General features: G+C 44.8%; 13 protein-coding genes. 4 read left to right on the top strand and 9 right to left on the bottom strand.

The window, feature by feature from the left end; genetic code table 11:
* Nucleotides 1-10: 10 nt before the first annotated feature.
* The 3 genes from V7O64_RS11590 to V7O64_RS11580 all read right to left on the bottom strand — a co-directional run bounded on the left by V7O64_RS11590 (nucleotide 11) and on the right by V7O64_RS11580 (nucleotide 2,529).
* On the bottom strand, nucleotides 11-430 hold the full coding sequence (locus V7O64_RS11590; protein ID WP_407355541.1) for an inorganic diphosphatase: 420 nt from the start codon (nucleotides 428-430) through the stop codon (nucleotides 11-13).
* A gap of 225 nt (nucleotides 431-655) precedes the next feature.
* Nucleotides 656-1,825: an ABC transporter permease gene (locus V7O64_RS11585; RefSeq protein WP_407355540.1), complete on the bottom strand. Its 1,170-nt coding sequence runs from the start codon at nucleotides 1,823-1,825 to the stop codon at nucleotides 656-658.
* 77 nt (nucleotides 1,826-1,902) lie between these two features.
* On the bottom strand, nucleotides 1,903-2,529 hold the full coding sequence (locus V7O64_RS11580; protein WP_407355539.1) for a LysE family translocator: 627 nt from the start codon (nucleotides 2,527-2,529) through the stop codon (nucleotides 1,903-1,905).
* Between the two features lie 119 nt (nucleotides 2,530-2,648).
* On the opposite strand from V7O64_RS11580, the gene larA reads away from it, so the two are divergent.
* A complete protein-coding gene (gene larA / locus V7O64_RS11575; RefSeq protein WP_407357337.1) occupies nucleotides 2,649-3,938 on the top strand; it encodes a nickel-dependent lactate racemase in 1,290 nt (429 codons plus the stop codon).
* 30 nt (nucleotides 3,939-3,968) lie between these two features.
* Here larA and eno read toward each other — a convergent pair whose 3' ends face one another.
* Nucleotides 3,969-5,243, bottom strand: a complete 1,275-nt coding sequence (gene eno / locus V7O64_RS11570) for a phosphopyruvate hydratase (RefSeq protein WP_407355538.1) — start codon at nucleotides 5,241-5,243, stop codon at nucleotides 3,969-3,971.
* Between the two features lie 162 nt (nucleotides 5,244-5,405).
* On the opposite strand from eno, the gene V7O64_RS11565 reads away from it, so the two are divergent.
* On the top strand, nucleotides 5,406-5,792 hold the full coding sequence (locus V7O64_RS11565) for a transcriptional regulator (protein ID WP_407355537.1): 387 nt from the start codon (nucleotides 5,406-5,408) through the stop codon (nucleotides 5,790-5,792).
* An 8-nt stretch (nucleotides 5,793-5,800) separates the two neighbouring features.
* On the opposite strand, the gene V7O64_RS11560 is transcribed toward V7O64_RS11565, so the two are convergent.
* From V7O64_RS11560 to nadC, 5 genes are all read right to left on the bottom strand, one after another.
* Complete coding sequence (locus V7O64_RS11560; protein WP_407355536.1) at nucleotides 5,801-6,238, bottom strand: PPC domain-containing DNA-binding protein; 438 nt, start codon at nucleotides 6,236-6,238, stop codon at nucleotides 5,801-5,803.
* Between the two features lie 24 nt (nucleotides 6,239-6,262).
* On the bottom strand, nucleotides 6,263-6,898 hold the full coding sequence (locus tag V7O64_RS11555; RefSeq protein WP_407357336.1) for an ABC transporter ATP-binding protein: 636 nt from the start codon (nucleotides 6,896-6,898) through the stop codon (nucleotides 6,263-6,265).
* Between the two features lie 180 nt (nucleotides 6,899-7,078).
* Nucleotides 7,079-8,185, bottom strand: coding sequence for a cell division protein FtsZ (locus tag V7O64_RS11550; protein ID WP_407355535.1), 1,107 nt, complete (start codon nucleotides 8,183-8,185; stop codon nucleotides 7,079-7,081).
* Nucleotides 8,186-8,261: 76 nt separating this feature from the next.
* The gene (locus tag V7O64_RS11545; protein ID WP_407355534.1) at nucleotides 8,262-9,524 is read right to left on the bottom strand and encodes a BatD family protein; all 1,263 of its coding nucleotides are present in this window, start codon (nucleotides 9,522-9,524) and stop codon (nucleotides 8,262-8,264) included.
* Between the two features lie 407 nt (nucleotides 9,525-9,931).
* On the bottom strand, nucleotides 9,932-10,756 hold the full coding sequence (nadC, locus tag V7O64_RS11540) for a carboxylating nicotinate-nucleotide diphosphorylase (RefSeq protein ID WP_407357335.1): 825 nt from the start codon (nucleotides 10,754-10,756) through the stop codon (nucleotides 9,932-9,934).
* A 132-nt stretch (nucleotides 10,757-10,888) separates the two neighbouring features.
* On the opposite strand from nadC, the gene V7O64_RS11535 reads away from it, so the two are divergent.
* Together V7O64_RS11535 and nadA are read left to right on the top strand one after the other, a co-directional pair.
* The gene (locus tag V7O64_RS11535) at nucleotides 10,889-11,704 is read left to right on the top strand and encodes an aspartate dehydrogenase (protein WP_407355533.1); all 816 of its coding nucleotides are present in this window, start codon (nucleotides 10,889-10,891) and stop codon (nucleotides 11,702-11,704) included.
* Nucleotides 11,679-12,710, top strand: coding sequence for a quinolinate synthase NadA (nadA, locus tag V7O64_RS11530; protein ID WP_407357334.1), 1,032 nt, complete (start codon nucleotides 11,679-11,681; stop codon nucleotides 12,708-12,710). The genes V7O64_RS11535 and nadA overlap by 26 nt, the downstream gene beginning before the upstream one ends.

Raw genomic sequence — 12,710 nt, 5'->3', positions numbered from 1 at the left:
CAGGTTTTTATCATCTGCTTCCAGGCTCTCTGTTGTACCAGATTATTCCTTTGAACCTGCAGGTTGTCATCTTCCTTTTCATGAAAAAGTAATAAATCATCTTGAAGGCTGCATAGAGATGAAAGTAGCAGCAAAAAACCGGTCCTGAAAAGAAACCGCCCATGCAGACTATCTCCTTGTCATCTTCAACAGAATCATCGATAAACTTTACAACACCATGTGTCCGGGACACTTCAAGAACAATTCCCTGATCCAGCCGGGGGCCTATTACCAGAACATCTTTTTCCATACCGTCATCTGCAAGGCTTCCTTGAATGAAACCGTAGTTGAAGATCGTGGGAATGGGAGAGATAAATTCCCTTTCAAAGTGTGAACCGTTTTTGTAATACTTGAAAAAGCTGTACTTTGGTGTCTCGATGACAATCTTCATGTTAACATTATTGGCACGCCTCATAAAAAAGCATAGGGGATGCGAACGGGCAAAGGGATTGAATGCACAGGTTGGTGACATTGGAGTGTATTGGAGAGGTACTATGTAAAGAACCCGTTCGCAAACATACAAACGACTTTTAAGAATATATACCTTTCGCCACCATACGAACAAACTATAGTTATTTGGTCAGAAAAACAGGATATGAAATCATATCGATTGAGTTCATTCACTTTCAATAGCTTCCACAGGATCAAGTGCAGCCGCACGTCTTGCCGGATAGACACCTGCAACGATATTTATAAGGAAAGAAAAGACGACCGCATAAACATAGTTCATTATATCTGTCTTAAGGGGGAGGGTAGTCAGGCCAAAATACATCTCCTGAGGAAGATCTATCTGGTAAGAGGCCAGTGCAGAGGATGCAAGATAACCAAGCACACAGCCCAGCAGTACGCCAATTGTGCCCAGTATAAGGGACTCAAGCAGAAATATCATCGTTATATTCATCTTTGAGGCCCCCATCGCCTTTAACATTCCTATCTCACTCTTCTTATCCATGACAACAGTAAAAAGAGTATTTGCAATCCCAAAACCCGCGATCATGTATATCAGGCCGTAGTACAGCCATACGATCAATACCTGGGTGTTAAGAAGTTCAAGTATCTCACTGTTCGCCTCCATCCAGCTTAAAGCATCAAGACCCGTATCCTGTTCGATGGAGCTTGCAATCGTGTCCGCCTGGAATGGATCGGCGACTCTGATGTTGATCTTGCTGGCAACTCCGTCCCTGGCAAAGAAATCCTGAGCCGAGTCAAAACGAACATATGCAACGCTGTCATCACTGGACGTACCCGTATCAAAGATACCTATAACTTCAAAGGATGATGAACCAAATCCCGGCATGACTATACTGACTTTATTCCCTGTTACAACACCCAGGTCATCTGCAAGATTGTCACCAATGATCATTCCATTGTTACTTCTTCCAAGAGCAAAGAAGTCTCCTGACACCATATCTGCGGAAATTTGCATCACACTATCTTCGGCAACGGGGTCGATGCCGTTAAGATCGATACCTTTAGCCTTATCCCTGTAACTTACGGCTGCCTGACCTGCAAATGTAGGAGAAACGGCAATAACACCATCCATCCCGGATATCTGTCCGGAGTAATAATTGTAGAAATGAACATAATCCTCTTCTTTATCTGATGAGGTTATAACGATATGTGGGGAATTCTCCACTGTAGAGGAGATGAGCTCATCGGTGAAACCGGACATCAGGGACATCAGGACAACAATCACAGCTATGGCCAGGGCTACTGCGAACACTGCAAAGAAAGTAAGACGCCTGCGGGCGTTTATGTGCCTAAGGGCTATTCTCAGTTCATACATGCACAGTACCGCTTGAATACAGATTTAATTGTACCGATATAACTATTTCCTGAACATACAAAAGAATAACCCGATCATCACTGGTGTGACAATGCAAGCTCCACGGCAATGAACGAGTATATCCCGGCCTTGGCCCTGTTGATATGTTTGCCCATATTCGGGCTTTCTATGACCCTGGCACCAATATAACCTGCAAAGAAGGACACCAGGAAAAACACCGCAAGAGCCTGGACAAGGAATACACCTCCGAGGAAGAGCATCTGTAAAGGAACATTTCCTGACCCGGTGTTTACAAACTGGGGTAAAAAAGCCAGGAAGAACAGGGATACTTTGGGGTTTAAGAGATTCATGAAGATACCTCTGCGGTAAAGAAGTGAAAGATCGGTCTCTTTTACATATCCTGCCGATGCAAAGCTCCCGCCTTCGCGCAGTGCTTTATAGGCAAGATAGAGCAGGTACAATGCTCCTGCATATTTCAGGACAGAAAAGGCAAGCGCAGAACTGTACAATATTGCAGAGACACCCAGTGCTGCGGCGGCAGTGTGGAACAGCAATCCGGTACAAAGGCCCGAAGCAGTTGACATACCGGCCTTTTTACCCTGTGATATGCTCATCGTGATAACAAAGATGATATCAGGACCCGGCAAAAGTGTCAGGGCAATGGAAGCTGCAATGAAGTATAGAATTTGCACGGGTTCGATCAATCGCTCACCTGTCTTAGAAAAACCAGAGTCAAGAAATAAATCACTGGTGAATATAATATCCTATAATAAAGGAATGCTATAAATAATACTTTCCATTATGAATAATGCTTTAAAAATCGATCAGGCGGATACAAGATCCGGAACCCGGAGGAATTACTATCAAGATACAGATACCCTATGGAAAAGAATTCTTTGACCTTGACGTACAGATACCCCATGAGGTCATAGCGCCCAACCAGGTAATAGCAGGTGATGAATCCGAGATCATCGACCGGGCCCTGCAGAATCCCATAGACATGAGTTCACTGGAAAAATTCGTAAGAGACAGTGAAAGGCTTCTGATACTGGTCAACGATGCCACCAGACCGACACCTACGGCAAAGGTCCTTCTCAGGATGCGCAACATCCTAAGAAGTCACAGAGATGTAAGATTCCTGGTTGCCACCGGTGCACACAGGGGCCCTACCGTGGAGGAGTTCAGGTATATTTTCGGAGAATTTTATGACGAGTTCAAAGAAAACATATTCGTTCATGATGCCCGCAGGGATGAGGATATGGAATACCTGGGAGTGTCATCCAACGGGACCGAGATGTTCCTCAATAAAATGGTTAATGAGAGCAAAAACATCATTGTCATTGGAAGTGTTGAGCCTCACTATTTTGCCGGCTACACAGGTGGAAGAAAAGCATTCCTGCCTGGTGTGGCTTCGTACAGGACAATAGAAATGAATCACAAGCACGCACTCTCAGACGCCGCACAGCCCCTGGCCATCAAGGGAAATCCTGTTGCAGAGGACATGGACGATGCAATGGACGTTCTCAGGGAGCTTAATATATTCTCCATACAGACTGTACTGACAGCAGAACATGGCCTTTATGCTATGGTTGCAGGTGACCTTTTCAAAACGTTTGAGATTGCTGTGGAGAAAGCTAATGAGGTGTTCTGCTCCAGATGCAGCCGTAGAGGAAATATTGTGCTTACTGCTGCCCCCTACCCAATGGACATAGATCTTTACCAGTCCCAGAAAGCTCTGGAGAATGGCAGGCTGGCCCTGGAAGACGATGGCATCATAATCCTTGTATCCAAATGCAGGGATGGTATAGGAGATGATGCTTTCCTGAACCTTCTCAGTTCTGAAAACACTTGTCATGACGTGATGTGCAGGATAGAGGAGGGCTATAAGCTCGGATATCACAAGGCTGCCAAGATGGCGCAGATAGGAGTGTATGCTGAGATGTGGGCAGTATCCGGCCTGGACGATGCAACCATCAGAAAGGCAAAATTGCAGCCGCACAGGGACATACAGAAAACCTTTGACATGGCAGTGGAAACGATAAAAAGACAGGGGAAGGAACCTTATGCGGTAATCCTTCCACAGGGGAGCCTGACCGTCCCCCTGCTAGAGTAAATATACGATATAATCTATTGATATGGTCTATTATATCTGCATGTAACGTGCTGCTTCACCCAGGTCCTCTTCGATCCTGAGGAGCTGGTTGTATTTTGCAGTGCGTTCACTTCTTGCCGGTGCCCCGGTCTTGATCAGGTCTGCCCCAATGGCCACTGAAATGTCGGCAATGGTGGTGTCCTCGGTCTCTGCGGAACGATGACTTACCACAACACTGTAACCATTGCGGTTTGCCATGTTGGCTGCATCGAATGCTTCTGACAGGGAACCTATCTGGTTCACTTTCAAGAGCAATGAATTGGCTGCACCCATTTCAACGCCTTTTACGAGACGTTCCACATTGGTGACAAACAGATCGTCACCTACGATGAAAGTGTCCCACGCATCGTTGGTCAGGGTTACGAAGTCCTCGAAAGCTTCTTCGTGGAATGGGTCCTCGATGAGTATAATGGGATATGTCTCTATGAGCTCAAGATAATAATCTATCATCTCTGCGGGTTTTAGCAATTTCCCGTCGATCGAATAATCGTTACCGTCAAAGAACTCCGAAGCTGCTGCATCAAGACCGATGCTTATCGCGGATTCTGTATAGCCTGCTTCCTCGATAGCACTTACCAATGCATCAAGGGCATCATGGGTCATTTCAATGGAAGGTGCATAACCTCCCTCATAACCAACATTGGTTGCCGAGCCACCATATTTTGATTCCAGTATCCTGCCAAGTACATGGTATGTTTCAGCGCCCATGCGCAGTGCCTCCGAATATGAACCGGCACCCTTTGGCTGTATCATGAATTCCTGAATGGAGAGAGAGTTCCCGGCATGTTTTCCACCGTTAAGCACATTCATTGTAGGAACCGGAAGGGTGTATGCATTGATGCCGCCCAGATAGCGGTACAGTGGCATATTGAGGGAATCCGCAGCAGCCCTTGCAACAGCCATGGAAACTCCCAGAATGGAGTTGGCCCCAAGTTCCATCTTGTTCTCAGTGCCATCAAGTGCCAGCATCAGTCCATCGATCTCACGTTGTTTTCTGACATCCATGCCCAGAAGCTCACACTCAATGGTAGAGTTGACATTGTCAACTGCATCAAGTACACCCTTTCCTCCGTAACGGTCCTCTTTGTCGCGCAACTCAAGTGCTTCATTGCTTCCTGTGGAAGCACCGGAAGGTACACTGGCCCTTCCAAACCCGCATGAAGTGTAAACATCCACTTCGACTGTAGGATTTCCCCGTGAATCCAGGATCTCACGTGCATGAACCCGTTTTATCTTATAGCTATTGTCATCATCAATATACGGCATCCTATTCCACCTTGGCTTATTTTTACACCTACTTTGCAATTACCGTATATATTGTTACCGTTCATTTCAATATATTCCATGGTAAACCACTTCCCGGAAAGAAAAAGACCTGCACTTATATACTCATAAATTATATAAACTTAAAAGTATTATAGTATACAAATGAAAAGCGGAGATATCGATCTTTTAAGTGGCAAAGGGTACGAGATAATAGAACTCTTACAAGGCCTGGACGTACCCAGGACCGAAGCCATTTCTATTGCCTGTCTTGTTTGCGGAGGCGAACTGACATCCCAGAATATCGAACAGGCCTCAGGACTAAGGCAGCCTGAGGTCAGTATTGCTATGCGCCCTTTAAGGGAAAGAGGGTGGATAGAAGAAAGGAGTGAGAAGAAGAATACAGACAAAGGCAGGCCTGTAAAATACTATAAGCTGGTCGTTCCGTTTGATGATATAGTCAGGATGTTCGAGTCAAAAGCACTTAAAAAGAACATGGAAATGGTTGAAGCCCTTGAGCAGCTCAAGGAGCTTAGCAACAATGGTATTTGAAAAAGGCCTTATCTGAAAGTCACCGGGGAAAAACCTCTTTTGGGATCGAATACCCTCGTTGCCGATATTGCGCATATCTCCATGATGAATACCTCAGCAACCATGAAAACCTCGCTTTCTTTCCGCAGACATCCGGCTTTAACTGACGCTCCTCTTCCTGCAGCAGAATGAAGATGGATCTTTGGCTTTCCTTCTTCCCGGAAGATATTACCAATACCCAGGATCTCATGTGCATCAGTGATCTTTTCCCATGAAGGATCAGGAGGCACCTCACAGGTCTTAGGACCCACAACAAGATTTGCCTCTTTCACCGCACCCAGCATAATAAATGCTGCAGATCGTATATCTTCTGCCACAGCAAGTCCTTCAAGTTCCCGGAGAATGTCATCCCCGTGGTCCAGACGAACTGCAAATACCCTGCCTATGTTCCCTACAGAATAATCCATTTGCTCACCTTTTTACTCACCTTTTTATGAATCACCTGATATTTGTCCATCGACTATCCTTATTATTCGTTCTGTTTTCCGGGCCATTTCCTCATCATGTGTAACAAGGATAAAGGTTTGCTCCCTGTCACGGTTCAGCTTCCTCAGCAGGTCGTATATCATGTCACTGGACTTTGTATCAAGGTTCCCTGTAGGTTCATCCCCGATAATTATTTCAGGATCATTTGCAAGGGCCCTGGCAATAGCAACCCTCTGGGCCTGGCCTCCTGAAAGCTGGTTTGGGCGGTGATCCATCCGGTCACCCAGGCCAACCTCTTCAAGTAAGGCAGATGCTTTCTTTTTTGCATCCCTGTTCTTCATGCCCCCTATCAGAAGAGGCATCATCACGTTCTCAAGAGCATTGAAATCAGGCATCAGGTGGTGATATTGAAAGATAAAGCCCAATACTTCATTGCGTACCCTTGACCTTTCCTTTTCTGACATGTTGGTCACAACCTTTCCAGCTATACTGATACTTCCTGATGTCGGGGTATCAAGAATGCCGATCATGTGCAAAAGAGTACTTTTTCCAGATCCTGAGGGACCTATTATAGAAAGGAATTCACCTTTTTTGATATCAAGGTCCACATTGTCAAGAGCACGTACTTCCACACCGTTCATGTAGACCTTGGAAAGCCCTCGCACCTGAATTATATCAGACTTATTGTCAGCAAGCAAAATAAAACCTCTGATACCTTTATTTAGGCCCGGACTATTTCAATGTATTTGATTTTTCAGAAATGGAGAAACAGAATTAGCGGATCTGAAAACAAAAAAAGGAGAGATGCCAATAAAACATCTTCAGTAAGAAGGATCCATTCCATCTATCTGGGAAAATGCCTTATCAACTTCCTTTACTGTGGACACACGTTCCTTTTTATCGCGCTCGTGCTTGATAGCATCCACAGCTATAGCATAAAGATTTTCCAGTTCAGATGCTGATTCCAGTGTAAGGACCGCCAGTACCTGAGGGAGTTCCCCGTCCCGGACAATGATACCTTTAAAAACATGGCCTACCGCACTGGATAATTTTTCCACCTCGGTGGATATCTCATCAATGCTCAGACGCTCCCTGTCACCCCTTATGATGATCATGGCCCTGCTGGCTTCCGCATAAACATCACTGGAGAACAACAGACCCGAAGGTGAAAGAGCCTTCTGGATCGCACCCCTCACAGGTATTTCCACTCCGGCCTCGTAGAACCCTATGGTTGCAAGGCCTGCACCACCGCTCATGACAGTCTTGAAGTCACCAAGATCAGTGACCATCATCATTTCACTGTCAAGCGCATCGAGCAGGAAAAGTATGCGTCTGGCGATCATGTCATTGATGCCATTATAGGCGGATTCGACATTGCCCCCCATCTGTTTGAGGAACTGGTTATCGGCAAGTATGATCCCGTCTGCCCCGCTTTCACGAATATCCCTGAGACAGAAAGCAGCGTTCTGAAGATAAAGAGTACCTTCCTCCCGGAATGGAAGGACCACTATGGAGTAGACAGGATAATCATACTTGGACTTCATTTCCTTTATAAGCATAGGAGTGAAAGAGGAACCCGTTCCTCCTGAAGCTGAAGTAATAACAAAGCATACATCAAAATCACCCCGTTCTTCTATCTGCCTCATAATATGGGTCTTGTTATCCTCAAAAACATGTTTGCCCACATTTCGATTTGCACCGACGCCGTGCAGGTGAGGAATATGGATCCTGTCTTTTGCTTTTGTGAATTTCATCTCTTTGAGATCATTCACTGCAGTGTTGATAGCAATTGTTTGCACATTGCTTTTATATTTTTGTTGGGACAGGTACTTAGCAAAGCGGCTCTTTTTACCAAAAGATTCCCTGTTAATAGCATCCAGTATGCGATTTCCACATTGTCCGTTCCCAACGATGAGTATGTTGAGCAAGTAATTCCTCCAAGTGATAATATAATTATGATTAAATAAATCTTATGACATGTTTGCTTTGATTATAAATCTCATATCAGAACTTATATTGTTTGTGCCTGTAATAGATCCAGCCGGCTATTACGCCAATTATAAGCAATGGTATCAAATACACATAGACCGGTTGCTCGAAAAGGTAATCGTACTGCCCCTTAGAAACATATATATTTTCAGTTACTGAAGTTGAACTGACCTGCTGCAACTGTGCATCAACGCCATTATTGAAACGGTAACTGTTCTGGACAGATAGTGTGTAAGTCCCCACTTCCTGTGGCTTCAGGGTAAAGAAGAATTCTTTTTCCTGCTGGACACCAAAAGATTCCAGATATATGGAAGGTACCCCGGAGATTGTCTCAATACCTGAGCCACCACTGAACTCCAGACCATCAGGGACCTGGATAGACACGGTTAGACCTGTAGCAGACGCGTCTCCGGTGTTCTTTATCTTTATAGTTCCCCGGATGTCCTCATTTCTGCTGACTGCATATTTATCCAGGGTAGTTGTGAATTCAATATTTGCATTTACAAGGCTCTCACTGGCCCCGACGGTCACAGCAGGGGAATTGGAAGAGGCCATAGGGAACTTCTGGCCCGCAGTGTTCGAAAAACTTGCAGTTGTGGGGGAAAGTGTGTATGTTCCCGCCTCTGTTGCCTTTAACTGGTAAACATAAAGGGTCTTGGATTCTCCGACATCAACTGTGGTCTGACCGGTGTGGGTAACAAATGTTTCATACAACAAGAACTTTGCCTGCTGAGGATCCTGAAAGATCACATCCACTGCTTTGTCATCCCCCACATTCTCAACGGTCACGGTCACACGTACAAGATCCCCTACACCTATCTCAGACTTATCCACAGTCTTTGTTATCCTGAGCTCAGGAGTACCGGAATATGTTGCATACTCGTGTCCACCGTTGACAATATCGTTCTTATAGAGACTTTGGTAATTATAGTTACTGAGAACTATGGATACGCCTGCCCTGGGGATTATTCCACTGCTGACGCTGCGCAATGTGACCTTTACTTTACCACCATCTTCAAAATCGAACTCAAAGGAGTCACCAGTATTGACTAAGGCATTTTTGACCTCTTTGTTTTGTTCATAAACATAAAAAGAAGCACTGTTTGCACTTACAAAGACATCTGTAACATCTATCACGTAATTGTTTATCTGATATCCGTTACCCATTTCAATGCTGGAATTATATATCTCTGCTGCAGCAGAGGCATTTCCTGCAAGTGCGATACATGAAAGAATTAGGCATAAAGAAATAATTAATAAGCGAGTGGACCGAACCATATTTTCCTCAGGGGATCAGATTTTGTTTTTGTTTTTCAGGTAAGATACGCTGTTTTTGATATAAAGCTTATGATTTAATCGTTTTTATATTTTTGTGCATGAATAATTGATCCTGCCACACAGCCGGCATACCTATTATCCATATTCCATGAACTCTATTCCATGAATCCTATTCCATGAATCCTATTCCATGAATCCTATTCCATGAATCCTATTCCATGAATCCTATTCCATGAATCCTATTCCATGAATCCTATTCCATGAATCCTATTCCATGAATCCTATTCCATGAATCCTATTCTATGAATCCTATTCTATGAATCCTATTCTATGAATCCTATTCTATGAATCCTATTCTATGAATCCTATTCTATGAATCCTATTCTATGAATCCTATTCTATGAATCCTATCTTATAATCTCAAGACTGACATCTATCCAGTGAGATCTGTGGATAAGAGAGCCCATGGATATCACATCCACACCGGTCTTTGCATACTCTTCCAGGTTGTCAGCATTGATCCCGCCTGAAACCTCTATGACCATATGTCCGGGAACTGATGACCTCTTTAGCAATTCAACCGTATCGATCACCTCTCCTGGCTCCATGTTATCAAGCATGATTATATCCGCTCCTGCCTTTGCAGCCCTGAGGGCGTCTTCAGCTGACTCTGCTTCCACCTCCACCTTCTGAGTAAAACTTGCCTTCTTTCCTGCAGACATGATGGCATCTTCAATGCCCATCAGCTTCACATGGTTGTCCTTTATCATTATAGTATCCGAAAGACCGAACCTGTGGGGGTCCCCACCACCGGCTATTACCGCCATCTTCTCATATTTACGAAGTCCGGGGGTTGTCTTCCTGGTACAGGCGATCCTTACATCCGAATACTGCCGCGCTATATCCACACATCTTCTGGTATTAGTCGCTATGCCACATAGATGACCCAGGAAGTTAAGGACAAGCCTTTCGGCCCTTAGCACTGAATGGGAACTGCCATGTAAGGAAAAGATCACATCACCCTTTGAAAGCCGGTCTCCGTTGACACAGTCTGTACCGTATTGAAGACCAAAATAATCAAAAAAAGCCTTTGCCTCATCAAGACCTGCCAGTGTACAATCCTCCTTTGTAAAGATAATGGCATCAATAAGCTTTTCAGGAACAAGGGTACAGGAAATATCATTATAGCCCAGGTCCTCTTCAAGAAAGGACTCTATTTCATGTATAAACATCATATCATCTACCCATATTTACTCAATAAAGGGATTTATATGCTTTTAGTATGTAAGCAAAACGTACTTAACTAATCAATATATGCAATATCCAACATATCTACCAATCAGCTCATTGGCCAGGGATGAAAAATGCTTAAGATAGGACTTATCGGCTGCGGCACAATTGGTACCACCATCTGCAAAGCAGTAGATGACGGGACCGTTGAAGCAGAGCTTTTTGCTATTTACGACAGGAACATAGAGGATGCACAAAGGCTCCTGTCAAGCCTCCGGAGGGAAAAGCCCCGGGTAATTGAAACTTCAGAAATGGTAAAAAATATAGACCTTCTGATAGAATGCGCTTCACAGGAGGCAGTCCCGGAAGTGATACCGTTGGCCCTTAAAGCACATTGTGATGTGATGGTCATGAGCGTAGGTGCTTTTGCAGATGAGGTATTATTCATGACCATCAGAGAACTTGCAAAGGATAATAACTGCAAGGTATATCTTCCATCAGGAGCTATCGCAGGGCTGGACGGACTGAAGTCTGCATCTGCAGAGGATATATACTCTGTCACACTTACAACAAAAAAACCACCGGAAGGACTCGAAGGGGCGCCATATATAACCATGAACAATATAGACCTTGGCAGTGTAAGGGAGGAAACCCTTCTTTTTGAGGGAGCTGCCATTGATGCTGTCAGGGCATTCCCGGCAAATGTGAATGTGGCTGCCACCCTAAGCATTGCAGGTATCGGTTTTGAGAAGACAAGAGTGCGCATAGTGGCCGATCCGGCACTCACACGTAACATACATGAGATTTCCGTAGAAGGAGCATTCGGGAAGTTCACAACAAAGGTAGAGAACCTCCCATCACCTACAAACCCCAGAAGCAGTTACCTTGCATCCCTTTCTGCCATCGCAACGCTGAAAAGGATAACTGATCCATTCCAGACAGGCACATGAAACGCAGAGCACTCCTATCCTGGTACACGTAAAAGGGAAGTTTGAACTTGGAAAAGACAAAATGATGGATACAGAAGGTTTTGATCATATGCAGGATACTCAAAAGATCATTGAAAGGATTCTGGAGCTAAAGAAAAAACGTAGTGCTGTTATCCTTGCACATAACTACGAGCGGGGCGAGATACAGGACATTGCCGACTTTACAGGCGATTCACTTGGACTGAGCAGGCAGGCAATGGAGCAGGATGCAGATGTCATTGTCTTTTGCGGAGTACATTTCATGGCGGAAAGTGCAGCCATCCTGAGCCCTGAGAAGACCGTACTCCTGCCAGAGATACATGCCGGCTGCCCAATGGCATCCATGGTTACTGCTGAGGCTTTGCGCGCAGAAAAGAAAAAATACCCGGATGCTGCAGTAGTATGTTATGTTAACTCAACTGCCGATGTAAAGGCACAGAGCGATATTTGCTGCACGTCTGCAAATGCAGTGGAGGTTGTAAACTCCTTAGAAGAGGACGAGATCCTTTTCGTACCCGACAGGAACCTTGCCGATTTCGTATCAAGGTACAGCACAAAGAAGATAATCCCATGGGAAGGGTATTGCCCCACACATAACCAGATACTTGCCACAGATGTCATCAAAGCCAGAGAGGAACATCCCAATGCAGAGGTACTGGCACACCCCGAATGCCGCAGGGAGGTCATAGACCTGGCAGACAAGGTATTCAGTACCACGGGAATGACAGAATACGCAAAACATGCAGGTGATGAGTTCATCATTGCAACTGAAAGAGGCATACTTCACAAACTTAAGAAGGATAATCCAAAAAAGCGATTCTACAATGTATCAGAATATACCGTATGCCCGGAGATGAAGGCAATAGACCTTGCCTCGTTGTTGCTTTCACTTGAGAATATGCAGTATGTCATCACCGTTGATGAAGACATAAGAGTCAGAGCCAGGCTTGCACTTGACAGGATGCTGGAAGTGAAAAGAAACAGGTAA

It is taken from the genome of Methanolobus sp. WCC5, assembly GCF_045690325.1.
In the GTDB taxonomy this organism is placed as follows: domain Archaea; phylum Halobacteriota; class Methanosarcinia; order Methanosarcinales; family Methanosarcinaceae; genus Methanolobus.
The sequence above is the reverse complement of the archived record's forward strand: the minus strand, read 5'-3'. Positions and strand labels throughout refer to the sequence as shown.

Bases quoted from the DNA above. Each gene is read 5' to 3' on its own strand.
- V7O64_RS11590 (WP_407355541.1), bottom strand. From the start codon at position 430: ATGAAGATTGTCATCGAGACACCAAAGTACAGCTTTTTCAAGTATTAC.
- V7O64_RS11585 (WP_407355540.1), bottom strand. From the start codon at position 1,825: ATGTATGAACTGAGAATAGCCCTTAGGCACATAAACGCCCGCAGGCGT.
- eno (WP_407355538.1), bottom strand. From the start codon at position 5,243: ATGCCGTATATTGATGATGACAATAGCTATAAGATAAAACGGGTTCAT.
- V7O64_RS11565 (WP_407355537.1), top strand. From the start codon at position 5,406: ATGAAAAGCGGAGATATCGATCTTTTAAGTGGCAAAGGGTACGAGATA.
- V7O64_RS11560 (WP_407355536.1), bottom strand. From the start codon at position 6,238: ATGGATTATTCTGTAGGGAACATAGGCAGGGTATTTGCAGTTCGTCTG.
- V7O64_RS11555 (WP_407357336.1), bottom strand. From the start codon at position 6,898: ATGAACGGTGTGGAAGTACGTGCTCTTGACAATGTGGACCTTGATATC.
- V7O64_RS11545 (WP_407355534.1), bottom strand. From the start codon at position 9,524: ATGGTTCGGTCCACTCGCTTATTAATTATTTCTTTATGCCTAATTCTT.
- nadC (WP_407357335.1), bottom strand. From the start codon at position 10,756: ATGTTTATACATGAAATAGAGTCCTTTCTTGAAGAGGACCTGGGCTAT.
- V7O64_RS11535 (WP_407355533.1), top strand. From the start codon at position 10,889: ATGCTTAAGATAGGACTTATCGGCTGCGGCACAATTGGTACCACCATC.